Genomic DNA, 25423 nt, shown 5'->3' on the forward strand with positions numbered 1-25423 from the left:
GCAAAACTCAGGGGGATTTCAATGTATTTTAAGCCTTTTCGATGGGGTTATGATAGAATTGTAATACTTTAATACATAAGGAGGATCACCATGTTCCTCAAACGTTTAGACGTGATAGGATTTAAATCGTTTGCAGAACGAATTTCTGTAGATTTTGTAAAAGGCGTGACAGCTGTCGTCGGTCCGAACGGCAGCGGAAAAAGCAACATTACCGACGCGATCCGCTGGGTGCTCGGTGAACAGTCCGCCAAATCGCTCAGAGGCGGTAAAATGGAAGACATCATTTTTGCAGGCAGCGATTCGCGGAAAAAGCTGAATCTTGCCGAAGTGACGCTGACGCTTGACAATGACGACCGCTTTTTGCCGATCGATTTTCACGAAGTCAGTGTGACGAGAAGAGTCTACAGATCTGGGGAAAGCGAATTTCTCATCAACAACCAGCCGTGCCGTCTGAAAGATATCATTGATCTTTTTATGGATTCGGGGCTTGGAAAAGAAGCGTTTTCCATCATCAGCCAAGGCAAAGTCGAAGAGATTTTAAGCAGCAAGGCTGAAGAGCGGAGAAGCATCTTTGAAGAAGCGGCCGGCGTATTAAAATACAAAACGAGAAAGAAAAAAGCCGAAAACAAGCTGTTTGAGACACAGGACAATTTGAACCGTGTCGAAGACATCCTCCACGAGCTCGAGGGGCAGGTGGAGCCGCTGAAAGTGCAGGCTTCGATCGCCAAAGACTACCTTGAAAAAAAGGATGAGCTTGAAAAAATCGAAATCGCGTTAACGGCGTATGATATCGAAGAGCTTCACGGAAAATGGGAAGCCCTTCAGCAGAAAGTCGAAAAGGCGAAAGACGAAGAGATGTCTTCGTCTGCGGCCATCCAGGCAAAGGAAGCCAAAATCGAAGAGGCAAGAGACAAAATTCAAGCGCTCGACGAATCGGTCGATGAGCTTCAGCAAGTGCTGCTTTTGACAAGCGAGGAACTGGAGAAGCTTGAAGGCCGGAAAGAAGTGCTGAAGGAACGCAAAAAAAACGCGACGCAAAACAGAGCTCAGCTTGAAGAAGCGCTCGTCCAGCGCAGTGAAAAAGAGCGAAGCCTGAAAGAAAAAATCGCCGCGCAGAAGCTTGTGTTTGAAAAGCTCGAGGCCGAAGCAAAAGAGCTTGCCCGAAAGGTGAAAGAAAAGAATCAGGCTCTATCCGGATACAGCGAAAATGTAGAAGAAGAAATCGAACAGCTGAAAAGCGATTATTTCGAGCTCTTGAACGAACAGGCATCCGTCCGAAACGAGCTTCAATTTCTTGAAGACCAAATGTCCCAATCCGCGGCGCAGCAAAAACGACTCGCGCAAAACAATGAAAAATATTTAAGCGAGCGGAAGGAAATCGCCGACCGAAAGATGAAAACCGAACACGAATTCAGCCTCGTCGACGAGCGCCTTCACAGCCAGATTCAAGCATTCAGGGACGCGCAAAAAAGCTATGAACAGAAAAAAAGCCAGTACGAGAAAAAGGAATCCGCCCTTTACCAAGCTTATCAATACGTTCAGCAGGCGCGCTCCAAAAAGGAAATGCTTGAAGCGATGCAGGAGGACTTCTCAGGGTTTTATCAAGGCGTCAAAGAAGTATTAAAGGCCAAGAGCGAGCTTCCGGGCATTCGCGGTGCGATTGCCGAGCTGTTAAAGACGGACGAGCGGTATGAAACAGCGATTGAAATCGCGCTCGGCGCAACGGCCCAACATGTTGTCACTGACGATGAAGACGCCGCCAGACGGGCGATTCAATATTTGAAAAAGCATTCGTTCGGAAGGGCGACCTTTCTCCCGCTTTCCGTCATCAAAGAGCGCCGCATTCAGTCGCGAGATATCGAAGCGGCGAAAGAAAATCCGTCGTTCATCGGCATCGCCAGCGAGCTTGTTTCGTTTGATCCGGCCTACCGGACCGTCGTGCAAAACCTGCTTGGCACCGTGCTGATCACCGAGCATTTAAAAGGCGCCAACGATCTTGCCAAACGGCTCGGCCACAGATACCGGATCGTCACCCTTGAAGGGGATGTCGTCAATCCGGGCGGTTCAATGACGGGAGGAGCCGTTAAGAAAAAAAGCAGCTCGCTTCTGGGACGCAACAGGGAGCTGGAAGCCCAGACAAAACGTCTCGCCGAGATGGAAGAGAAAACCGAATTGCTCGAAAAAGAAGTGAAAGCCCTGAAGCAGACGATGCAAGAGCTTGATGCCAAACTTCAGTCACTCCGCGAGGACGGGGAAGGCTTAAGAACCGAACAGCAGGAAATCAAAGGGCGTCTGTACGAACTCGAAATCGCCGAGAAAAACGTCAACAGCCATTTGGAGCTCTACGATCAGGAAAAATCGGCTCTGCTCGAAGGGGACGAAGACAAGAAACGGCGTAAAAAAGAGCTTGAAGAAAAGCTCACATCGATCGCCGGCGGGCTGAAGCGCCTCGATTCCGAAATCGAAGCGATGACGGAGCGGAAACAGACACAGACCTCGACGAAAGAAGCGCTGCAAAGCGAGCTGACCGATTTGAAAGTGGTGCTGGCGAAAACCGAACAGTCGTGTGCGAATGAACGGGAAAAGCTCGCAAGGCTTGAAGAAGAGTATGCCGAGAATGCGGAAGCGCTCAAAATTGCCGAAGAGGATCTCTCTTTCTTGACGACAGAAATGTCCTCCAATACTTCAGGGGAGGAAAAACTTGAAGAAGCTGCGAAAAAGAAGCTGAACGACAAAAATAAAACCGCAGAGCTTATCGCATCAAGAAGAGAGCAGCGGATGAAACTGCAAAAAGGCCTTGAAACCGAAGAGCTGGAACTGAAAGAAATGAAGCGCCAGTATAAGCAGATGGCAGGCCTCTTAAAAGACGAAGAAGTCAAGCTCGGCCGCATGGAAGTCGAACTCGACAACCTGCTCTCTTTCCTGCGGGAAGAGTATGGACTTTCATTTGAAGGGGCGAGGGAAAAATATCCTTTGGAGCTTTCCCCTGAAGAGGCGAGGAAGCGCGTCAAGCTGATCAAGCTTGCAATCGAAGAGCTGGGAACGGTGAACCTCGGCAGCATTGAGGAATTCGAAAGGGTCAATGAACGCTACCTCTTCCTCTCGGAGCAGAAAGACGACCTGCTCGAAGCGAAAAATACGCTCTTTAAGGTTATCGAGGAAATGGATGAGGAAATGACGAAGCGTTTTGCGGAAACATTTGCACAGATCAGTTCTCATTTCGAAGACGTCTTCCGGGCGCTGTTCGGCGGCGGAAGAGCCGAACTCAAGCTGACAGATCCGAATGACCTGCTCCAATCGGGCGTCGATATTATCGCTCAGCCTCCGGGCAAAAAGCTGCAGAACCTGAGCCTGCTTTCCGGCGGGGAACGGGCCTTGACGGCGATCGCGCTCCTGTTTTCGATTCTCAAAGTCAGACCGGTTCCGTTCTGCGTGCTGGATGAAGTCGAGGCAGCGCTTGACGAAGCGAACGTGTTCCGCTTTGCCCAATACTTGAAAAAATACAGCCATGAAACCCAGTTTATCGTCATCACCCACCGGAAAGGAACGATGGAAGAAGCCGATGTTCTTTACGGCGTGACGATGCAGGAATCAGGCGTTTCCAAGCTGGTCTCAGTCAAGCTTGAAGAAACAAAAGAACTAGTTCAATAAAGCGAGGTTACAGGACATGAGCTTTTTTAAAAAACTGAAAGAAAAAATCACACAGCAGACCGATTCGGTTTCAGGCAAATTTAAAGAAGGCCTGGCGAAAACGAGAAATACGTTTCAGGAGCGGGTCAATGAGCTTGTCTCCCGCTACCGGAAAGTGGACGAGGATTTTTTTGAAGAGCTTGAAGAGGTTCTGATCAGCGCTGATGTCGGCGTTTCAACGGTGATGGAGCTGATTGACGAACTGAAAAGCGAGGTCAAACGAAGAAATATTCAGGACCCGAAAGAGGTTCAGTCCGTCATTTCTGAAAAGCTCGTCGAAATCTATGAAGGCGGGGAGCAGGAAGCAGCAGAGCTCCGCGTCGAAGACGGCCGCTTAAACATCATTTTATTCGTCGGCGTAAACGGCGTCGGCAAAACGACGACGATCGGCAAGCTTGCCCATCAATTCATCAAAGAAGGCAAAAATGTCGTCCTTGCTGCCGGAGATACATTCAGAGCCGGCGCGATCGATCAGCTTGAAGTGTGGGGAGAGCGCGTCGGCGCGCATGTCGTCAAACAGGCGGAAGGCTCGGACCCTGCGGCCGTTATCTATGACGCCGTTCAAGCCGCGAAAGCGCGCGGCGCCGATGTTCTGCTTTGCGACACGGCAGGACGTCTCCAAAATAAAGTGAACTTAATGAAAGAACTCGAAAAGGTAAAGCGCGTGATTCAGCGCGAAGTGCCTGATGCACCTCATGAAGTGCTGCTCGTACTCGATGCGACGACAGGACAGAACGCGATGACACAGGCGCGCGAATTTTCCAAAGCGACTGATGTCTCCGGCATCGTGCTGACGAAGCTCGACGGAACGGCAAAAGGCGGCATCGTCCTCGCCATCCGCCACGAGCTCCAGATTCCGGTCAAGTTTGTCGGACTGGGAGAAAAAATGGATGACCTGCAGCCGTTTGAAGCAGAGTCATATGTATACGGCCTGTTTTCCGATCTGATCGAGAAAGAAGAGTAGGCGCGGAAAACCTTTTCTTTTTCGCCGTCATGTATGACAAGATAAAAACTTGACAGATCAAATATTTCAGCGTAAACTAATGTATCGTAAAGGGATTTGACTTAACAAAGGGGAGAGTCTCATGACGCTTGAAAAAACAACGAGAATGAATTACCTATTCGATTTCTATCAGTCGTTGTTGACATCAAAACAAAAAAGCTACATGTCGCTTTACTACTTAGACGATTTCTCCCTTGGCGAAATAGCTGAAGAATATCATGTCTCAAGGCAAGCGGTCTATGACAATATCAAGCGGACCGAAGCCATGCTTGAGCAATATGAAGAAAAGCTACTTTTGTTTAAAAAATTTCAAGAGCGCAATAAGATTTTTGAAGAGCTGAGAAAGCTGACTGACGGTCAGCCCGAAGCGGAATCCCTGATCGACGCGCTTGAGAAATTAGATTAGGAGGCGGCACTTAATATGGCATTCGAAGGATTAGCCGACCGACTGCAGCAAACGATCTCAAAAATCCGCGGAAAAGGAAAAGTAACGGAGCAAGACGTCAAAGACATGATGCGTGAAGTCCGTTTAGCGCTCCTTGAAGCGGACGTCAATTTTAAAGTCGTGAAAGATTTTGTGAAAAAGGTAAGCGAACGAGCTGTCGGACAAGACGTCATGAAAAGCCTGACGCCCGGACAGCAGGTCATTAAAGTGGTAAAAGAAGAACTGACGGAGCTGATGGGCGGCGAGGAAAGCAAGATTGCCGCTGCAAAGCGTCCGCCGACCGTCATCATGATGGTCGGTCTGCAAGGGGCCGGTAAAACGACGTCGACCGGAAAGCTCGCCAACCTGCTTCGCAAAAAACATAACCGCAATCCGCTGCTCGTGGCAGCAGACATCTACCGCCCGGCGGCGATCAAACAGCTGGAAACGCTCGGCAAACAGCTCGATATGCCGGTATTTTCACTGGGTGACAAGGTCAGTCCGGTTGAGATTGCCAAGCAGGCCATCGAAAAGGCGAAAGAAGATCATCATGACTACGTTCTCATCGATACGGCGGGACGCCTTCACATTGATGAAGACCTGATGGATGAGCTTGAGCAGGTAAAAGAAACAGCTCAGCCGGAAGAGATTTTCCTTGTCGTTGATTCCATGACGGGTCAAGATGCGGTAAATGTTGCCAAAAGCTTCAACGAACAGCTCGGTGTGACGGGTGTCATTCTGACGAAGCTTGACGGTGATACAAGAGGCGGGGCGGCCTTGTCGATCCGCGCCGTGACCAACACGCCGATCAAATTTGCCGGAATGGGCGAAAAGCTTGATGCGCTGGAGCCGTTTCATCCCGAACGGATGGCCTCGCGAATTCTCGGAATGGGCGATGTGCTCACCCTTATCGAGAAAGCCCAGGCCAACGTAGACGAAGAAAAGGCGAAAGAACTCGAGCAAAAAATGAAAAATATGAGCTTTACGCTCGACGACTTTTTGGAACAGCTCGGACAGGTCCGCAATATGGGGCCGCTTGAAGATCTGATTCAAATGATGCCCGGCGCAGGCAAAATGAAAGGCTTAAAAAACGTTAAAGTTGATGAAAAACAGCTCAGCCATATCGAAGCCATCATCAAGTCGATGACCGGGAAGGAAAAAGAGCAGCCTGAGATCATCAATGCAAGCAGGCGCAAACGGATTGCGAAAGGAAGCGGGACATCCGTACAGGAAGTCAACCGTCTTTTAAAGCAATTTGAAGAAATGAAAAAAATGATGAAACAGATGACAAACATGACAAAAGGCAAGAAAAAAGGGTTTAAACTGCCCTTCATGTAAACCTGTTTTCAGATGATAAAAACGTTGTTAAGAAAAAACACTTTACAAACACTTTTATCATTGTTAATATACTATCTTGTTGAAATATTTTCGGAGGTGCTAGTAAAATGGCAGTAAAAATTCGTTTAAAACGTATGGGAGCAAAAAAATCTCCTTTCTATCGTATTGTTGTAGCAGATTCTCGTTCACCGCGTGACGGCCGTTTCATCGAAACAGTCGGAACTTACAACCCGGTTGCAAAACCAGCGGAAGTCAAAATCGACGAAGAGCTTGCGCTTAAATGGCTTCAAACAGGAGCTAAACCGTCTGACACGGTTCGCAACCTGTTCTCTAAAGAAGGCATTATGGAAAAATTCCACAACGCTAAACAAAGCAAATAATGAGTGATCTGCACTTGGAAGAGCTGATTGTATCACTGGTCAAACCGCTTGTGGATCATCCGGATGACGTTCAGGTTTTCAGAGAGGAAAATCCAGAGCGGACGATGTTCCGCTTGTCTGTCAACAGAGAGGATACCGGCAAGATCATCGGCAAAAAAGGGCGCACTGCAAGGGCGATACGCTCTGTCGTATTTGCGGCAGGCGCACAGTCTTCTAAGAAAGTTCAACTTGAGATCGCAGACTAAGGGGAGAGGGTGAAAACCTCCCCCTTTTTTAACATGTAAGAAAAATAGAAACAGATGAACGATTCCGATTGTCAGCTTATGCCAGGCTGCCGGATTTCAGGGAAAGGAAAAATCACGGGACAGTAGGTGATGATGCCATGCAAATTATCCAACGTGTTACCGTTATGCAGGTTTTGACTGAAAACAGCAAAAAAAAGCTGCTGGCTTCTTTTGAAGAACGAAAGGAAATCCTTGAGCGCGAATGCAACCAGCTCTATTTTCAGCTCAGGAAGCACGAAAAGGAACACCACAATCCGGCAGCGACTGAATCATTTAAAAAAGAAATTGAAAAACGTCAGGACAAGATTAAAATGATCGTTTTTCAAATCAATCAAATCCATACACTGCCGCTTGGCAGCGAAGTAAAGGAAAAAGAAATCGACGCTTTAATGGACATTGAAGTCGGGGATAATTGGCATGATATGACGACGGGAAAAACAATCGTGATTAAAGACGGGATCGTCATTGAAATTCGTCCGAGGTGAAGAAATGCTGAAACAATGGTTTAATGTAGGGAAAATTGTTAATACTCATGGGGTAAAAGGCGAAGTCCGCGTCATTTCAAGAACCGATTTTCCTGAGGAACGGTACAAGCCCGGAAACGCGCTCTACTTGTTCCGTGAAGGAACAGACGAGCCTGTCAAGGTGACCGTCAGCGCCCACAGGCTTCATAAACAGTTCCACCTTTTGCAGTTTAAAGAGGTTGAAACGCTCACCGAAGCCGAAAAATTAAAGAATGCCTTGATTAAAGTTCCCGAAGACCAATTAAGCCAGTTGGCGGAAGACGAGTACTACTTTCACGAAATCATCGGCTGCGATGTTTTTTCGGAAGACGGGGATTTAATCGGCAAGGTCAAAGAAATTTTAACGCCGGGCGCCAACGATGTCTGGGTCGTGGCCAGACCGGGAAAGAAAGACGCGCTTATCCCTTATATCGACGCCGTTGTCAAAGAGATTAATGTGGCGGATCAAACGATCAAGATTCATATCATGGAAGGGTTACTTGACGAATGAAAATCGATTTTTTAACGCTTTTTCCGGAAATGTTTGAAGGTGTGCTCGGCTCGTCGATCCTGCAAAAAGCTCAGGATAAGGACGCTGTCCACTTTCGCGTGGTGAACTTTCGGGCCTTTTCCGACAACAAGCATCAAACCGTTGATGATTATCCATACGGCGGGGGAGCAGGAATGGTGCTGAAACCGCAGCCTGTCTTTGATGCGGTCGAAAAGCTGACAGCTGAAGCCGAAGGGTCTCCGAGAATCATCCTCGTCTGCCCCCAAGGGGAACGCTATACCCAACAGAAGGCTGAAGAACTGGCGCAGGAAGAGCATTTAATGTTCATTTGCGGGCATTATGAAGGGTATGATGAGCGGATCAGAGAGCACCTGTCTACAGACGAAATTTCGATCGGAGATTTCGTTTTGACAGGGGGAGAGCTGCCAGCGATGATGATCGCAGACAGTGTTGTGCGGCTTTTGCCGGGCGTGCTCGGCAAGGAAGAATCGCACCTTGAAGACTCTTTCAGCACGGGGCTTCTTGAACACCCTCATTATACGCGGCCGGCAGATTATAAAGGCCTGAAGGTGCCGGACGTTCTGACATCCGGGAACCATGCGAAAATCAAAGAATGGCGGCGGAAGGAGTCTCTCAGGCGCACTTTTTTAAGGCGGCCCGACCTTCTGGAAAACTATCCTTTATCTGAAGAAGAGCGAAAATGGATTTCTGAATGGAAAAACCGGTAGATTCTATTGCACCCGGAAAAAAGGTGTGGTATGATACTACTTGTGACTTGAACGGGAACGCTCGTTTAAGTTTGAAAACGATGTTCCGCTGTGCCGGTTAACTCGCGCAAGAGCATCTGTTGGAAGGAGTTGAAGACGATGCAAAAATTGATTGAAGATATCACAAAAGAACAATTGCGCACTGATTTGCCTGCGTTCCGTCCTGGTGATACTTTACGTGTACACGTTAAAGTTGTCGAGGGTAACCGTGAGCGTATCCAGGTTTTTGAAGGTGTCGTGATTAAGCGTCGTGGTGGCGGAATCAGCGAAACTTTCACAGTTCGTAAGATTTCTTACGGTGTCGGAGTTGAGCGTACATTCCCATTGCACACACCGAAAATCGCGAAAATCGAAGTTGTCCGTCATGGTAAAGTACGCCGTGCGAAACTTTATTACCTGCGCGAACTTCGTGGAAAAGCGGCTCGTATTAAAGAAATCAGACGATAAAGATAACGAACGAAAAGAGCTTGTTAACCATAACAAGCTCTTTTTTTGTCAAACAAGTATAAATGCACCGCACCATTAAAAGAATAGCAATAACAGAAAGTAGGTGTCAGACAAATGGTGATCCAATGGTTCCCAGGGCATATGGCCAAAGCGAGGCGGGAAGTAACGGAGAAACTCAAGCTGATCGACATTGTATACGAACTGGTCGACGCCAGAATTCCGATGTCTTCAAGAAACCCGATGATTGAAGAGATTTTAAAAAACAAACCGAGGATCATGCTGCTCAACAAGGCGGATAAAGCGGACTCCTCCGTGACGAAGGCTTGGAAGCAGCACTTTGAAAAAGACGGAATTCCTTCTCTCGCCATCAACTCGGTCAACGGACAGGGGCTCAATCAAATTCTTCCCGCTTCAAAAGAGCTGCTGAAAGAAAAGTTTGATAAAATGAAAGCAAAAGGTGTAAAGCCGCGCGCGATCAGAGCGTTGATCGTCGGCATTCCGAACGTCGGCAAATCGACTTTAATCAACCGGCTGGCGAAAAAAAACATCGCCAAAACGGGCGACAGACCCGGGATCACAACGGCGCAGCAGTGGGTGAAGGTCGGAAAAGAGCTCGAGCTTCTCGATACCCCGGGGATTTTATGGCCGAAGTTTGAGGACGAGCTTGTCGGGCTGAGGCTTGCGGCAACAGGTGCAATTAAAGATTCGATTATCAACTTGCAGGATGTCGCCGTCTACGGTTTGCGCTTTTTGGAAGAGAATTACCCTGAGCGCTTAAAAAAGCGCTATGATCTGGAAGAGATTCCAGAAGAGATTGCAGCGCTTTTTGATGAGATCGGAAAAAAACGCGGCTGTCTCATGGCCGGAGGCGAGATCAATTACGACAAGACGACAGAAGTCATCATCCGCGATATCCGCACCGAAAAGTTCGGTCCGCTTTCTTTTGAAAAGCCGGAGGATATGTAAAAAGGCGCGCTTTTAAAAGAGCGGGCCTTTATTTTTGCAGGAGATGCGCCGATAAGAACATTAGGGGAGAAGAGAAAGTGAAAACATTAACCGTCAAAGAAATTAAAGAACATCTTCAATCGGTGAGTGATGAAAAAGACCCTTTTATAGAGCAGTGCAAAAATGATGGGCGGAAAAGCGTCCAAGCGCTTGTCGACGCCTGGCTGAAGAAAAATAAAAGGCTTTCGGCCATGCGGGAAGAGTGGCAGGTGATGACGTCTTTCGAACGGTCGCTGAGAGCGCGGGGCTATCAATATATCGCCGGAATCGACGAGGCGGGCAGAGGGCCTCTCGCAGGGCCTGTTGTTGCCGCCGCTGTCATCCTCAAAGAAGACTGTGAAATATTAGGGCTGACAGATTCGAAAAAACTGTCAAAGCAAAAAAGAGAAGACTATTATTCATACATTATGGAAGAAGCCGCAGCAGTCGGCGTCGGGATCGCTGACGCTGATGAGATCGATGAGCTGAATATTTATGAAGCCTCGAAAGCGGCGATGCTGAAAGCGGTCCAAGCGCTGGACGTCGCTCCGGATTATCTTCTAATCGACGCCATGTCGCTTGCAGTCGAAACAGAGCAGTCATCGATCATTAAAGGGGATGCAAAAAGCGCATCGATAGCGGCAGGCGCATGCATCGCAAAAGTGACGAGAGACAGGCTGATGGATGAATACGCTGCAAAGTATCCTCTCTACGGCTTTGAAAAGCATAAAGGCTACGGAACAAAAGAGCATCTGCATGCCCTTGCCAAATACGGCCCGTCGCCGATACACCGAAGATCGTTCGCCCCTGTTAAAGCACATGAATAACGTTCCGGAGGAAGAATGACTTTGATGATGCTGAACGATGTACATAACAGCTTAAGAAAACAATTTGAACAAGCTGATCCTCTCCAGCGGATCAGCGGAACGGAGACGGATCAGAAAAGGCTGATGCTCGGCAAAGTGCTCCGCTTTATCAGCGAGCAGTTCGCCGAAATACAAATCGGCAATACGAAATGGCAGGGGAAGCTTGAGGCACCCCTGAAAGCGGGCGCTCATTACTGGTTTTCGTATGAAAAGAAGCCTGATGAAGCGACAGGCCGCCTTCAGGTCGTTGAAGCGTTTGACAAAAACCCGAAGACAGTGCAGGATGCCGCTTTTAAGCTGTTGAACGGGCTTTCTCTGAAGCGGACGAAGGAAGCTGTCTTTCTGGTCGGAGCGTTGCTGAAGGAGCAGCAGCCGATCAGGGAAAACGATTTAAGAGCCGCCATCAAGTGGCTTGAAAATCTGCCGAAGTCTGACGCCCAAAAAGGCGCCGATGCCGTCATGTTCGCTCTTAAACGCGAACTTCCCGTCCATCCCGGCGTGCTCGATTCGATTTTGGCCGTCAAAAACCCAGTACCGCTGAACGAGCAGATTGCCAAAACATTTGATATGATCACGAACGCCACTCAGCAATCCGCAGGCATGGAAAAGCTGAAGCAGGCGCTTTTGCCTGTTTTACAAGCGGAGACCGAGGTGCATGCCGAAAAGCTGATTCAAAAGCTTGCAGAACACGTCAGGTCGCTCGAAAAAGGAGAACTGCAGGGCGTTCAGCCATTAAAGCCGCAGGTTCATTCAGAAGTCGGGAATCCTTTGCAAAAAGCTGACGCCGGCGGCACCCAAGGACAAGAAGCAAAAGCTGTTCAGCAGCAGCCGCAAAAAGCAGAAATCGCGGCAGCTAAAGACCTGCTCGCTAAATTGGCGGCACAAGCCGAAACGAACGGGACGCATATTGTAAAAGAAGCGGCAGGCGTCATCAGAGCGCTTGAATCGAGCGGATCTTTAGGACAAGCTCCGGCCGTTCCGGGCGGATTTACGCCAAAAGAGACGGAATTATTGCAGCATATCATGAAAGAAACAGCACCTGCATTAACGAATAAAGCCGATGTATTTTCCGTTCTCCTCAAGATCAAAGACCTTTTAGGCGTCAGAGATGAACTCTCATTGTTGAGAGCGATGGAAAACGGCGCTGTTCTCAAAGATCAGGGCCTTCAATCTTTAAAGCTCGTGCTGAATGAAATGAGGCATGCTTCCGATCTTCCCGCTCCTGTAAAACAGGAAGCTGACCAAATCTTTCACCGTTTAAACGGACAGCTGTTTTTGCAAAATGATCAGCCTGCCCAGAGCCAGCTTTTTCTGTCGTACCCTTTGTTTTCAAAGAACGGCGTTCAGGATTTGACCGTTTTCTTAAAAGGGCAGAAAAAGGACGACGGAAAGATCGACCCTTCCCAGTGCCGCCTTATGTTTTACCTTCAGTTGGAGGCCTTGGAAGAGACGGTGATCGATTGTTTAATCCAGCAAAACGTCATGACGGTTACAATTGAAACAGGATTCGACTTGGAGCCTTTGCTTGAACCGCTGGTGCCCGCTTTAAAGGAAAATCTGAAAGAACTGGGCTACAGCTTGTCAGGCGTCACAGCAAAAAAACGGGAAAACATGAAGCTTGCTCCTTTTCTGGACGCCCGCTTTGAACAAATTACAGAGAGCGCAGTGGATGTGAAAATATGAAGGAAGAATCTGTTCCATTAAGAAGAGCTGTTGCGCTTCACTACGATGAAATGAAGGATAAGGCGCCGAAGGTGGTTGCCAAAGGATCGGGATACACGGCGGAGAAGATCATTGAAGAGGCGCAGAAAGCCGGCGTTCCGATTCAGGAAGATGCGACGCTTGTCGAATTAATGCGCCACTTGGAGCTTGACGATCACATTCCTGAAGCACTTTACGAAATCGTCGCCGAGATCTTTTCATTCGTCTATACGCTTGATGAAAAAATGAAAAAGAGGGAATGACTTTTGAAAAAAAGCCGTTTCCTCTATTAATTTTATATTTTTAATAAAATAAAAGTGTGAATGTTTAGAAGGATTTTACGATTTCTCATCGAAACCTAGACAATCGATCTATGATTATATAAAATGAAAGCGCAGTCTATTTTTATTTTTGCTACATAAGTTAGGAGGATGGGAAATGAATATCCATGAGTACCAAGGGAAAGAAGTACTCAGACAATACGGAGTGGCTGTTCCGGAAGGTAAAGTGGCATTTACAGCAGATGAAGCGGTCAAAGCAGCGGAAGCGCTGTCCAGCTCGGTTTATGTCGTGAAAGCTCAAATTCACGCCGGCGGACGCGGTAAAGCTGGCGGGGTTAAAATTGCAAAATCAAAAGAAGAAGTCAAAGCCTATGCGGAAGAATTGTTGGGGAAGACGCTTGTCACTCACCAGACGGGTCCTGACGGCCAGCAAATAAAACGCTTACTTATTGAAGAAGGCTGCGATATCAAAAAAGAATACTATGTCGGTCTGGTTCTTGACAGGGCGACTTCACGCATCGTGCTGATGGCATCCGAAGAAGGCGGCACGGAAATTGAAGAAGTCGCTGAAAAAACGCCGGAAAAAATCGTCAAAGAAGTGATCGATCCGGCTGTCGGACTGCAGGGTTACCAGGCGAGAAAAATCGCCTTCGCCATCAATATCCCGAAAGAGCTTGTCGGCCAGGCTGTTAAATTTATGATGGGATTGTACAAGGCGTTTACTGAAAAAGACTGTTCCATTGCTGAAATCAATCCGCTCGTCGTCACAGGTGACGGAAAAGTCATGGCCCTTGACGCCAAGCTGAACTTTGACAGCAATGCGCTATACAGACAAAAAGACATCTTGGAGTACAGAGATCTCGATGAAGAAGATCCGAAGGAAATCGAAGCATCCAAGTATGATTTAAGCTATATTTCGCTCGATGGAAACATCGGCTGCATGGTCAACGGAGCGGGGCTTGCGATGTCGACCATGGACATTATCAAGCACTACGGAGGGGAACCGGCCAACTTCCTTGACGTTGGAGGCGGCGCGACAGCTGAAAAGGTAACGGAAGCGTTCAAGATCATTTTGTCTGATCAAAACGTCAAAGGGATCTTTGTCAATATTTTCGGCGGTATCATGAAATGCGACGTCATTGCAGAAGGTGTTGTTGAAGCGACGAAACAAGTCGGTCTGACATTGCCGCTTGTCGTTCGCCTTGAAGGCACCAATGTCGATCTCGGCAAGAAGATCCTCGATGATTCAGGACTCAATATTACGTCTGCGGAATCAATGGCTGACGGCGCGCAGAAAATCGTATCCTTAGTGAAGTAAGAAAGGCAGGGGACCAAAATGAGTGTATTTATTAATAAAGACACAAAAGTCATTGTTCAGGGGATAACGGGTTCAACCGCTTTGTTTCACACAAAGCAGATGCTTGAATACGGAACGAAAATTGTCGGCGGAGTCACACCGGGCAAAGGCGGAACAGAGGTTGAAGGGGTGCCTGTGTTCAACACGGTCGAAGAGGCTGTAAAGCAGACCGGGGCAAATGCGTCTGTCATTTACGTTCCTGCGGCTTTTGCAGCCGATGCGATTATGGAAGCGACAGATGCTGAGCTTGATCTTGTCATCTGTATTACTGAGCACATTCCGGTGCTGGATATGGTAAAAGTTAAAAGGTATATGGAAGACAAGAAAACAAGGCTCATCGGTCCGAACTGTCCAGGAGTCATTACGCCTGAGGAGTGTAAAATCGGGATCATGCCCGGATATATCCATAAAAAAGGCCATGTCGGCGTTGTGTCGCGTTCAGGAACCCTTACATATGAAGCGGTTCATCAGCTTTCAGAAGCAGGAGTCGGCCAGTCAACGGCAGTGGGCATCGGCGGAGACCCTGTCAACGGGACGAACTTCATCGATGTGCTGAAGGCGTTTAATGAAGATCCTGATACACATGCGGTAATCATGATCGGCGAAATCGGCGGAACAGCTGAAGAGGAAGCGGCCGAATGGGTGAAAGCCAACATGACCAAACCTGTCGTCGGTTTCATCGGAGGAAAAACAGCGCCTCCTGGCAAGCGTATGGGGCATGCCGGCGCCATCATTTCCGGAGGAAAAGGAACGGCGGACGAAAAGGTCAAAACGATGAACGCCTGCGGAATCGAAGTGGCTGAAACGCCTTCTGTTATGGGAGAAACATTGATTAAAGTGCTGAAGGAAAAAGGCCTTTACGAAACGTGTAAAACACATTGATCTTAACATGAGCGGGAATAGTCCGATTGGTCTATTCCTGCTTTTTCATAACTGGTTAAATCGTTTAGTACTTTCAGATTGTTTTGTTTTAAAAATGTTTGGAGGTTTTTGAATGAACGACAGCAGCGAGCTTTTGATATTGCTCCGCCTTCGCGGCACACTCTCCCCTTCTCTGCTGACCAAGTGGTGGAAGCAGGATCCTTCCTTGTCTCTTACGGGCGAAAAAAACCATCTTTTAACGAAGCTTTCATTAAAAAGATCAGACTTGTGCTCCATACGAAAACTGGCGGAACAAGAACTGTCTAATGTTAAACGGCTCATCCGTTCTTACGAAGCGGCTGGAGTCCGCATGGCCGCCATATGTTCCCCCGATTATCCAGCCAGCCTGAAAACCATTCATGACCCGCCTCCCGTCCTTTTTTTAAAAGGAGATGTTAAACTTCTCAATGAACAAAGACTGATCGGAATCGTCGGAACCCGCAGCCCGTCATTATACGGAAAAAGAGCAGCGGTTCACCTTGTCAGGGAGCTTTGCAAAAAAAGCTGGACGATCGTCAGCGGCCTTGCAAAAGGAATTGACGGTCTTGCACATCAGGAGAGCATCTGTTCAAAGGGAAGGACAATCGGCGTCATCGCGGGCGGATTCAATAGCATATATCCCCGTGAACACCGCCAGCTCGCCGGTCAAATGGCCGAAAACCACCTGCTGGTATCAGAGCACCCTCCCCACGTTAAACCTCAAAAATGGCACTTTCCGATGCGAAATCGGCTGATCAGCGGATTAACGGAAGGAATCGTTGTCGTCCAGGGAAAGGAAAAGAGCGGGTCGCTCATCACAGCATATCAAGCCCTTGAGCAGGGGCGGGAGGTGTTCGCCGTGCCTGGTCCGATCTTTGACGCCAACTCTTTCGGTCCTTCAAGGCTGATCCAGGAAGGGGCGAAACTCGTATTGAATATTGAAGATATTTTGAGCGAACTGCCGCCTTCACGCACTCAATATCCGGAACCTGTTTAGAATTATCGTTTGACAAACTGTATTGTAATATTTAATAATAGTGAGGATTTCAAGTTTAAACGCTTTAATCGGCGTTCAACATATAGAAGGATTAAATCAGACACTTTTCGTAAAAATAATGATTATATAAACGACGATTATGCTGAATACAATAAAAAGGCTAAATTGAAAAGAGAGAGAACACCTCTTGAGGGGGATAATGTTATGTCCGAATACTTAGTCATCGTGGAATCGCCTGCAAAGGCAAAAACGATTGAGCGATACTTAGGAAAAAAATATAAAGTGAAAGCTTCGATGGGACACGTCAGAGACTTGCCGAAAAGCCAGATGGGCGTTGACATCGAGCAGAACTTTGAACCAAAATACATCACGATCCGCGGGAAAGGCCCCGTGTTAAAAGAATTAAAAACGGCCGCCAAAAAGGCAAAAAAAGTCTATCTCGCAGCCGACCCCGACAGGGAAGGGGAAGCGATCGCGTGGCATTTGGCACACAGCCTTGATCTGGATCTGAATTCCGACTGCCGCGTCGTATTTAATGAGATTACAAAAGATGCGATCAAAGATTCATTTAAGCATCCGCGCATGATCAATATGGATCTTGTCGACGCCCAGCAGGCGAGAAGAATTCTGGACCGCCTTGTAGGGTACAAAATCAGCCCGATTTTATGGAAAAAAGTAAAAAAAGGCTTGAGTGCGGGACGTGTCCAATCTGTTGCACTCCGCCTTATCATTGACAGAGAAAAAGAAATCAACGATTTTAAACCTGAAGAATATTGGACCATTGAAGGGTCTTTTCTCAAAGGCAAAGAAACATTTGAAGCGAGTTTCTTCGGAATAAACGGCGAAAAGCACCAGCTGAAAAGCGAAGAAGATGTAAAACAAATCCTCTCCCAGATCAAAGGGAACAAATTTGAGGTTAAAAAGGTTACGAAAAAAGAACGGAAGCGGAACCCTGCGCTCCCGTTTACAACATCGACGCTTCAGCAGGAAGCGGCGCGTAAATTAAATTTCCGGGCAAAGAAAACGATGATGATCGCCCAGCAGCTTTATGAAGGAATCGATCTTGGCAAAGAAGGAACTGTCGGGTTAATCACTTATATGAGAACGGATTCAACCCGCATCTCGAATACAGCTCAAGAAGAAGCGGCATCATTCATCGGCGAACAGTACGGAAAAGAATTTTTGGGGAGCAAGCGAAAACCTGCCAAAAAGAATGAAAACGCCCAGGATGCCCACGAAGCGATCAGGCCGACCTCGGTGCTCAGAAAGCCTTCCGATCTGAAGGCGGTATTGGGAAGAGACCAGCTTCGACTATACAAGCTGATCTGGGAGCGCTTTGTCGCAAGCCAGATGGCTCCGGCGACACTCGATACGATGAGCGTCGATCTTGAAAACAACGGGTTGACATTTCGGGCGAACGGCAGTAAAGTCAAGTTTTCAGGTTTCATGAAGGTGTACGTTGAAGGAAAAGACGATCAGATGGAAGAGAAGAATAAGATGCTTCCGGATCTCGCTGAAGGCGACACCGTTCTTTCAAAAGATATCGAACCCGAACAGCACTTCACACAGCCGCCTCCGCGCTATACGGAAGCAAGGCTGGTCAAAACGCTTGAAGAGCTGGGAATCGGCCGTCCGTCGACTTACGCGCCGACGCTTGACACAATTCAAAAGCGCGGGTATGTTGCCCTTGATAACAAACGCTTTATCCCGACTGAACTCGGTCAAATCGTGCTTGACTTGATCATGGAGTTTTTCCCTGAGATCATTAATGTTGAGTTCACCGCCAAAATGGAAAAAGAGCTTGATGACGTTGAAGACGGAAACATTCAATGGGTGCAGATCATCGATTCCTTTTACAAGGACTTTGAAAAACGCGTTGAAAAGGCGGAAGCCGAGATGCAGGAAGTGGAAATCGAACCGGAGTATGCGGGTGTGGACTGTGAAGAGTGCGGCCACCCGATGGTCTATAAAATGGGCCGCTACGGCAAATTTATGGCCTGCTCCAATTTTCCGGACTGCCGCAACACCAAGCCGATTGTAAAAGAGATCGGGGTCAAATGCCCTTCATGCAAAACCGGCAACATCGTCGAGCGCAAATCGAAAAAACGCCGTATTTTTTACGGCTGTGACCGCTATCCTGAATGCGAATTCGTATCATGGGATAAACCGCTTGAACGGAAATGTCCGAAATGTGAGGACATGCTTGTCGAGAAAAAGCTCAAAAAAGGCGTTCAAGTGCAGTGCGTGAATTGCGATTATAAGGAAGAACAACAAAAGTAGCGGTGAGCAGGGCTTTGCTCACCTTCTTTGTTGTGTTAAAAGATGAAGTCAACTCATAAATTAGGAGATGTGAATATGAATCAAACAGTAAATGTCATCGGTGCAGGACTTGCCGGAAGCGAAGCTGCATGGCAGCTTGCCAAGCGAGGTATCAATGTCCGTTTATACGAAATGAGGCCTGTTAAACAAACGCCGGCACACCATACAGATAAATTCGCAGAACTTGTCTGCAGCAACTCGCTTCGGGCGAATTCATTAACGAACGCTGTCGGTGTATTAAAGGAAGAAATGCGGGTTCTTGACTCGGCCATCATCGCTGCTGCTGACGAATGTTCTGTTCCTGCCGGCGGTGCGCTTGCCGTAGACAGGCATGAATTTGCCGCAAACGTTACCGAAAAAGTAAAGAATCATCCGAATGTGACTGTGCTCAATGAAGAAGTCACGGAAATACCGGAAGGACCGACTATTATTGCAACAGGACCGCTGACGTCAGAATCGCTTTCCGCGAAGCTCCGGGAGCTGACAGGAGAGGACTATCTGTACTTTTATGACGCCGCTGCGCCGATAGTTGAGAAAGACAGCCTTGACATGGATAAAGTCTATTTGAAATCCCGCTATGACAAAGGGGAGGCAGCGTATTTGAACTGTCCGATGACTGAAGAAGAGTTTGACAGATTTTATGACGCCCTTGTGTCTGCAGAAACTGTTCCATTGAAAGAATTTGAAAAGGAAATCTTCTTTGAAGGCTGCATGCCGATTGAAGTCATGGCGAAGCGCGGCAAAAAAACGATGCTGTTCGGCCCGATGAAGCCTGTCGGTCTTGAAGATCCCAAAACAGGAAAGCGTCCATACGCCGTTGTGCAGCTGCGCCAAGATGATGCAGCCGGCACGCTTTACAATATCGTCGGTTTTCAGACCCATCTCAAATGGGGCGACCAAAAGGAAGTGCTCCGCCTCATTCCGGGACTGGAACAAGCTGAAATCGTCCGCTACGGCGTAATGCACAGAAATACGTTCATCAACTCGCCGAGTCTTTTAAAAGCGACCTACCAGTTTAAAAAACGGGACGATCTGTTTTTCGCCGGCCAAATGACAGGTGTTGAAGGGTATGTTGAATCAGCGGCTTCAGGTCTTGTTGCCGGAATAAATGCGGCTCGGCTCATTCAGGGAAAAGAACCGGTCACTTTTTCAAATGAAACAGCGATCGGCAGCATGGCCCATTACATCACGGAAACAAACAAGAAAAACTTCCAGCCGATGAATGCGAACTTCGGTCTGTTCAAGGAATTGGGGGTTAAAATTAAAAACAAGCAGGAACGAAATGAACAGTTTGCTTCGCGCGCATTGGAGACAATTCAAAATATTTCGAAAACGCTATAGTTATTCATTGCCAGATGAACTTGTTATGTGATAACATTTAAAAGCCCTTTTCGAAGAGGTGTAATGATGGCAAATGTTAAGAATTTTTTAACTTTATTCATTGAATATTTACAAATAGAAAAGAATTATTCAAAATATACAATTGTGGGTTACATTTCTTCTATTGAAGACTTTGAACGCTTTTTACAAGTTCAGGGCATAAAAGGTTTTGAAGACGTGACTTATCCGGATGTGAGAATTTTCTTGACGGAAGCGCATGAAAAAGGGCTTACTCGCAGGACGATCAGCAAGAAAATTTCGGCTCTGCGAAGCTTCTATAAATTTTTATTAAGGGAAAAGATGGTAAAAGAAAACCCGTTTCTGCTTGTCAGTCTTCCGAAACAGGATAAACGGATTCCAAAATTTTTATATGAAAAAGAACTTGAAGAACTGTTTGAGGTTTCGGACTTGAGTACACCGCTCGGTCAAAGGAATCAGGCGCTCTTGGAACTTCTTTACGCAACAGGCATGCGGGTAAGCGAACTTTGCAGCCTGAAGGAATCCGATTTGGATCTGTTTTTAGATACGGTTTTGGTTCACGGGAAAGGCAGGAAGCAAAGGTATATTCCATTTGGTTCATTCGCCCGGGAGGCTTTGGATCTGTATTTGCAAAATGGAAGACGCATCCTTCTGTTAAAAGCGAAAGAGCCCTGTCCTTTTATTTTTTTGAATCAAAGGGGCGGGCCCTTAACCCCGAGGGGGGTTCGTTACATTTTGGGAGAACTGGTCAAGAAGACTTCGGGTACATTACATATACATCCGCATATGCTCCGCCATACTTTTGCCACCCATTTGTTAAATGAGGGTGCGGATCTCAGGAGCGTTCAGGAACTGCTTGGGCATTCAAACCTTTCTTCAACCCAGGTGTATACGCATGTATCTAAAGATATGCTCAGAAAGACATATATGTCTCATCACCCTCGGGCGCATAAAGGGAAATAAAGGAGGTTCTTTTATGTCATCTTTTCACGCAACGACGATATTCGCCGTCCAGCACAACGGAAAAAGCGCGATGGCGGGAGACGGCCAGGTTACGTTCGGTCAGGCTGTCGTCATGAAGCATACCGCTAGAAAGGTAAGAAAGCTCTTCAACGGGAAAGTCATTGCCGGCTTTGCCGGTTCTGTTGCGGACGCTTTCACGCTCTTTGAAATGTTTGAAGCGAAGCTTGAAGAGTACAACGGCAATTTACAGCGTGCGGCAGTCGAGCTTGCAAAAGAGTGGCGAAGCGATAAAGTCCTCAGAAAGCTTGAGGCGATGCTGATCGTCATGAACGCTGACAGCATGCTGCTCGTTTCCGGAACAGGCGAGGTGATTGAACCTGACGACGGCATTTTGGCGATCGGCTCAGGCGGAAACTATGCCCTGGCAGCCGGAAGGGCGTTGAAACGTCATGCAGGCGGCCAGCTTGACGCAAGAGCGATTGCGAGGGCCTCACTTGAAACCGCGGGCGAAATCTGTGTGTATACGAACGATCAGATCATTGTAGAAGAACTTGAATAGAAAGGATATGAGGCATATGGAAAAAAAGCCGCTGACTCCTAGGCAGATCGTCGAAAGGCTTGATCAATACATCGTCGGCCAGCTCGATGCGAAAAAAGCGGTCGCCGTGGCATTGAGGAACCGCTACAGAAGAAGTCTTCTTGATGAAAAACTGCGCGAAGAAATCGTTCCGAAAAACATATTGATGATGGGTCCGACAGGTGTGGGAAAAACCGAGATTGCAAGACGAATCGCGAAGCTCGTCGGCGCTCCGTTCGTCAAAATCGAAGCGACGAAGTTCACGGAAGTCGGTTATGTGGGCAGAGATGTTGAATCGATGGTCAGGGATCTTGTGGAAACGTCAATCCGCCTCGTCAAAGAGGAAAAAATGAACGAAGTGAAAGGCATCGCCGAAGAAAACGCAAATAAACGCCTCGTCCGCCTGCTTGTACCGGGAAGGAAAAAACAGTCAGGTGCGAAAAATCCTTTTGAAATGCTGTTTGGCGGAAATCAGGATCAAGAGACGAATGAAGCGGAAAAGCATGAAGACACGGATATCGAAAACAACCGGAAGCGGATTGCACATCAGCTTGCTCTCGGCGAGCTTGAAGACCATTATGTCACCGTGGAGGTGGAGGAGCAGCAGCCATCCATGTTTGATATGCTCCAAGGCTCGGGTATGGAACAGATGGGCATGAACATGCAGGATGCGCTCAGCAGCCTGATGCCGAAAAAGAAAAAGCGCCGCAAGCTGACGGTTAGGGAAGCACGAAAAGTGCTGACGAATGAAGAAGCGGCAAAGCTCATCGATATGGACGAAGCTGCCCAGGAGGCCGTCCTGAGAGCCGAACAGTCGGGAATCATCTTTATCGATGAGATCGATAAAATCGCCAAAAAGAGCGGTGCTTCTTCATCGGCCGACGTCTCAAGAGAGGGCGTGCAGCGCGATATTCTTCCAATTGTAGAAGGCTCTACCGTCATGACAAAGTACGGTGCGGTCAAAACGGATCACGTGCTGTTCATCGCTGCAGGTGCATTCCATATGGCGAAGCCTTCAGATCTAATTCCAGAGCTGCAGGGACGCTTTCCGATCCGCGTTGAGCTTCAAAAGCTGAGCATCGATGATTTTGTGAAAATCTTAACTGAGCCTGACAACGCTCTTCTAAAGCAGTATAAGGCTTTATTGAAGACGGAAGGTATATCTCTTGAATTTTCTGACGATGCTATTCGTAAGATTGCAGAAGTGGCTTATCATGTGAACCAGGACACAGACAATATCGGGGCGAGAAGGCTTCACACCATTTTGGAACGGCTTTTGGAAGAACTGTCATTCGAGGCTCCGGATGTGACGATGGAGGAAGTTGTCATCACGCCTCAATATGTTGAAGAAAAGCTCGGTTCGATCGCTAAGAATAAGGATTTAAGCCAGTTTATTTTATAAACAATTAAATAAGAGTAATTTAGGAGGATCAATTTATTATGGCTTTATTACAAAAAACAAGAAAGATTAATGCAATGCTGCAAAATGCGGCAGGGAAGCCGGTTAATTTTAAAGAAATGGCCGAAACGCTTCGCGATGTGATTGATTCGAACATTTTCGTCGTCAGCCGCAGAGGAAAGCTTCTCGGTTTCTCGATCAACCAGCAGATCGAAAATGACCGGATGAAAAAAATGCTTGAAGAGCGTCAGTTTCCTGAAGACTATACAAAAAGTCTGTTCAACATTCCGGAAACTTCATCCAACCTTGACATTAACAGCGAATATACGGCTTTCCCTGTGGAAAACCGCGATTTGTTCCAAGCGGGTCTGACCACAGTCGTTCCGATCATCGGAGGAGGCGAAAGACTCGGCACCTTGATTCTGTCCCGCCTTCAGGAGAAATTCGAGGATGACGATCTGATCCTTGCCGAATATGGCGCAACGGTCGTAGGAATGGAAATTCTCAGAGAGAAAGCTGAAGAGATCGAAGAGGAAGCACGCAGCAAAGCGGTCGTTCAAATGGCGATCAGTTCATTATCTTACAGCGAGCTTGAAGCAATTGAACATATTTTTGAAGAGCTTGACGGAAATGAAGGTCTGCTTGTCGCAAGTAAAATTGCAGACCGCGTCGGCATCACCCGCTCGGTCATTGTCAATGCGCTGCGCAAACTTGAAAGCGCCGGTGTCATTGAATCAAGGTCATTAGGGATGAAAGGCACATACATTAAAGTCCTGAACAACAAATTTTTAATGGAATTAGAAAAACTAAAGTCTCATTAAAAGACGAAAGCCGCAGAACATGCCGTTCTGCGGCTTTTTTTATTTCACATTTTAAACTATATTATCGTAATTTTTTCATATCAAAAACAACTAAAATGCGGTGCTGAATCAATGCGTTGCTTGAATAAAAAATATACTAACATAATGTTTTGAAACTTTAACAAACGTAACAGTACATAGTTCTTACAATCTAGGTCAAAATACCTATTCATAAAATAGATATTTATTACGATTTTTTTTTGCGTCCAGATCATAGACTTTAAGCCTATTATTCCTTACAATAGGCTTATGGTTTTTACAATTCTCGACAAGATTTTGAGACAGATGGAAAAAGATTGGAGGTATTTGGCGATGGATATATTTTCAGGAACAATACATAGACTAGAGGGAGCCTTGAATCAAGCGAACATTAAGCAAAAAGTCATAACGAACAATCTGGCCAATGTAGACACACCGAACTACAAGGCGAAAAAAGTATCCTTCAAAAATGTGCTGAATGAGGAGTCCTCCCGAATTAACGCTATAAAAACAGACTATAGACACATTGACTTCAAAAGGAATGAGTCAAATTATTCAGTTGTGTCGAGAAAGAATACAAGTTATCAGGAAAACGGGAACAACGTGGACGTTGATCAGGAAATGAGTGAAATGGCGAAAAATCAAATCCAGTATCAAGCGCTGGTTGAAAGAATAAGCGGCAAATTCAACTCACTGCGGACCGCGATTACAGGAGGTAAATAATGGGGGTATTCAATAGCATCAACATCTCAGCTTCGGCGTTGACTGCACAGAGAGTCAGAATGGATACCGTTTCTTCCAACCTGGCAAACATGGACACAACAAGAGCGAAGCTGGTCGACGGACAGTGGCAGCCGTATAGAAGAAAGCTTGTATCGACGGCTCCGAAAGGCGAATCTTTTTCATCCGTGCTCCAATCATCGATGAATGCATCGGCGAGAGTCGGTGAAGGGGTAAAGGTGACCAAGATCAGCGAAGACAAAACACCGTTTAAACTCGTTTATGATCCGACGCATCCCGACGCAAACGAAGACGGATACGTGCAGATGCCGAATGTCGATCCGCTAAAAGAGATGGTTGATTTAATGGGCAGCACAAGGTCATATGAAGCGAATGTCACAGCGATGAATGCGACTAAAGGAATGCTGATGAAAGCACTAGAAATCGGAAAGTAGGGTGATGACACGAATGGTTAATGGAATCTCTCCATTTGGAATTCAACCCGTGCAGGCGGGAACGAATGCAACAAATCAGATCACGAACAAGCAGGACGGTTCAGAGAACCAAGTCAGCTTTTCCAACGTGCTGAAAGATTCTATCAATGCTTTGAATCAATCTCAAAATGAATCTGATAAACTGACAAACGCGCTTGCTCTCGGTCAGGATGTCAACCTTGATGAAGTGATGGTTGCAGCCCAGAAGGCAAATATTACATTGACGGCTGCGACGGAATTCCGCAACAAAGCGGTTGAAGCTTATCAGGAAATCATGAGAATGCAAATGTAAGAAAGGAGTCTGAAAGCGAAGAGAATTA

The 25423-nt window shown here is 47.1% G+C and carries 26 protein-coding genes; all 26 read left to right on the top strand.

Annotated elements, in window-relative coordinates; translation table 11 throughout:
- The first annotated feature begins 90 nt into the window (after nt 1-90).
- The 26 genes from smc (at nt 91) to fliE (ending at nt 25395) form a co-directional block, all read left to right on the top strand.
- Complete coding sequence (smc, locus tag MHB72_RS09510) at nt 91-3651, top strand: chromosome segregation protein SMC (protein WP_023857215.1); 3561 nt, start codon at nt 91-93, stop codon at nt 3649-3651.
- Nucleotides 3652-3667: 16 nt separating this feature from the next.
- The gene (ftsY, locus tag MHB72_RS09515) at nt 3668-4654 is read left to right on the top strand and encodes a signal recognition particle-docking protein FtsY (protein ID WP_020451366.1); all 987 of its coding nucleotides are present in this window, start codon (nt 3668-3670) and stop codon (nt 4652-4654) included.
- 121 nt (nt 4655-4775) lie between these two features.
- A complete protein-coding gene (locus tag MHB72_RS09520) occupies nt 4776-5099 on the top strand; it encodes a putative DNA-binding protein (protein ID WP_020451367.1) in 324 nt (107 codons plus the stop codon).
- Nucleotides 5100-5114: 15 nt separating this feature from the next.
- The gene (gene ffh, locus MHB72_RS09525; RefSeq protein WP_020451368.1) at nt 5115-6455 is read left to right on the top strand and encodes a signal recognition particle protein; all 1341 of its coding nucleotides are present in this window, start codon (nt 5115-5117) and stop codon (nt 6453-6455) included.
- A 107-nt stretch (nt 6456-6562) separates the two neighbouring features.
- Nucleotides 6563-6835 carry a 30S ribosomal protein S16 gene (rpsP, locus tag MHB72_RS09530; protein ID WP_006638197.1) on the top strand — a complete coding sequence of 91 codons (273 nt, stop codon included), beginning with the start codon at nt 6563-6565 and terminating at the stop codon, nt 6833-6835.
- Nucleotides 6835-7080, top strand: a complete 246-nt coding sequence (locus tag MHB72_RS09535; protein WP_023857213.1) for a KH domain-containing protein — start codon at nt 6835-6837, stop codon at nt 7078-7080. The genes rpsP and MHB72_RS09535 overlap by 1 nt, the downstream gene beginning before the upstream one ends.
- Nucleotides 7081-7217: 137 nt before the next feature.
- On the top strand, nt 7218-7604 hold the full coding sequence (locus MHB72_RS09540; RefSeq protein WP_020451370.1) for a YlqD family protein: 387 nt from the start codon (nt 7218-7220) through the stop codon (nt 7602-7604).
- 4 nt (nt 7605-7608) lie between these two features.
- Complete coding sequence (rimM, locus tag MHB72_RS09545; RefSeq protein ID WP_020451371.1) at nt 7609-8133, top strand: ribosome maturation factor RimM; 525 nt, start codon at nt 7609-7611, stop codon at nt 8131-8133.
- Nucleotides 8130-8861: a tRNA (guanosine(37)-N1)-methyltransferase TrmD gene (gene trmD / locus MHB72_RS09550; RefSeq protein WP_020451372.1), complete on the top strand. Its 732-nt coding sequence runs from the start codon at nt 8130-8132 to the stop codon at nt 8859-8861. The genes rimM and trmD overlap by 4 nt, the downstream gene beginning before the upstream one ends.
- 138 nt (nt 8862-8999) lie before the next feature.
- Complete coding sequence (rplS, locus tag MHB72_RS09555) at nt 9000-9347, top strand: 50S ribosomal protein L19 (protein WP_020451373.1); 348 nt, start codon at nt 9000-9002, stop codon at nt 9345-9347.
- 114 nt (nt 9348-9461) lie between these two features.
- Nucleotides 9462-10313, top strand: coding sequence for a ribosome biogenesis GTPase YlqF (ylqF, locus tag MHB72_RS09560; RefSeq protein WP_020451374.1), 852 nt, complete (start codon nt 9462-9464; stop codon nt 10311-10313).
- Nucleotides 10314-10390: 77 nt separating this feature from the next.
- Nucleotides 10391-11158, top strand: coding sequence for a ribonuclease HII (locus MHB72_RS09565; RefSeq protein WP_035338776.1), 768 nt, complete (start codon nt 10391-10393; stop codon nt 11156-11158).
- Between the two features lie 24 nt (nt 11159-11182).
- Entirely contained in the window at nt 11183-12880 is a 1698-nt protein-coding gene (locus MHB72_RS09570; protein ID WP_035338774.1) for a hypothetical protein, read from the top strand.
- Entirely contained in the window at nt 12877-13161 is a 285-nt protein-coding gene (locus tag MHB72_RS09575; protein WP_025811381.1) for a FlhB-like flagellar biosynthesis protein, read from the top strand. Before MHB72_RS09570 ends, MHB72_RS09575 begins: the two co-directional genes overlap by 4 nt.
- Before the next feature lie 175 nt (nt 13162-13336).
- On the top strand, nt 13337-14497 hold the full coding sequence (gene sucC, locus MHB72_RS09580; RefSeq protein WP_020451378.1) for an ADP-forming succinate--CoA ligase subunit beta: 1161 nt from the start codon (nt 13337-13339) through the stop codon (nt 14495-14497).
- 18 nt (nt 14498-14515) lie between these two features.
- A complete protein-coding gene (gene sucD / locus MHB72_RS09585) occupies nt 14516-15418 on the top strand; it encodes a succinate--CoA ligase subunit alpha (RefSeq protein ID WP_020451379.1) in 903 nt (300 codons plus the stop codon).
- A gap of 112 nt (nt 15419-15530) precedes the next feature.
- A complete protein-coding gene (gene dprA / locus MHB72_RS09590; protein WP_057957852.1) occupies nt 15531-16433 on the top strand; it encodes a DNA-processing protein DprA in 903 nt (300 codons plus the stop codon).
- Nucleotides 16434-16637: 204 nt separating this feature from the next.
- Entirely contained in the window at nt 16638-18713 is a 2076-nt protein-coding gene (gene topA, locus MHB72_RS09595) for a type I DNA topoisomerase (protein WP_020451381.1), read from the top strand.
- 75 nt (nt 18714-18788) lie between these two features.
- Complete coding sequence (trmFO, locus tag MHB72_RS09600) at nt 18789-20093, top strand: FADH(2)-oxidizing methylenetetrahydrofolate--tRNA-(uracil(54)-C(5))-methyltransferase TrmFO (RefSeq protein WP_048350336.1); 1305 nt, start codon at nt 18789-18791, stop codon at nt 20091-20093.
- Nucleotides 20094-20159: 66 nt separating this feature from the next.
- Nucleotides 20160-21074 (top strand): tyrosine recombinase XerC, encoded by a 915-nt coding sequence (xerC, locus tag MHB72_RS09605; RefSeq protein WP_020451383.1) that lies wholly within the window; start codon nt 20160-20162, stop codon nt 21072-21074.
- A gap of 13 nt (nt 21075-21087) precedes the next feature.
- The gene (gene hslV / locus MHB72_RS09610) at nt 21088-21633 is read left to right on the top strand and encodes an ATP-dependent protease subunit HslV (RefSeq protein ID WP_020451384.1); all 546 of its coding nucleotides are present in this window, start codon (nt 21088-21090) and stop codon (nt 21631-21633) included.
- A 16-nt stretch (nt 21634-21649) separates the two neighbouring features.
- Nucleotides 21650-23053, top strand: a complete 1404-nt coding sequence (hslU, locus tag MHB72_RS09615) for an HslU--HslV peptidase ATPase subunit (protein WP_020451385.1) — start codon at nt 21650-21652, stop codon at nt 23051-23053.
- Between the two features lie 38 nt (nt 23054-23091).
- Nucleotides 23092-23871 carry a GTP-sensing pleiotropic transcriptional regulator CodY gene (gene codY / locus MHB72_RS09620; protein WP_003181756.1) on the top strand — a complete coding sequence of 260 codons (780 nt, stop codon included), beginning with the start codon at nt 23092-23094 and terminating at the stop codon, nt 23869-23871.
- 351 nt (nt 23872-24222) lie between these two features.
- Nucleotides 24223-24612, top strand: coding sequence for a flagellar basal body rod protein FlgB (gene flgB / locus MHB72_RS09625; protein ID WP_216920558.1), 390 nt, complete (start codon nt 24223-24225; stop codon nt 24610-24612).
- Nucleotides 24612-25064, top strand: a complete 453-nt coding sequence (flgC, locus tag MHB72_RS09630) for a flagellar basal body rod protein FlgC (protein ID WP_020451388.1) — start codon at nt 24612-24614, stop codon at nt 25062-25064. The genes flgB and flgC overlap by 1 nt, the downstream gene beginning before the upstream one ends.
- A gap of 13 nt (nt 25065-25077) precedes the next feature.
- Complete coding sequence (fliE, locus tag MHB72_RS09635; RefSeq protein WP_020451389.1) at nt 25078-25395, top strand: flagellar hook-basal body complex protein FliE; 318 nt, start codon at nt 25078-25080, stop codon at nt 25393-25395.
- Nucleotides 25396-25423 lie beyond the last annotated feature (28 nt).

Origin of the sequence: Bacillus sp. FSL K6-1284 (genome assembly GCF_038002625.1) — a bacterium.
Classification (GTDB): domain Bacteria; phylum Bacillota; class Bacilli; order Bacillales; family Bacillaceae; genus Bacillus; species Bacillus paralicheniformis.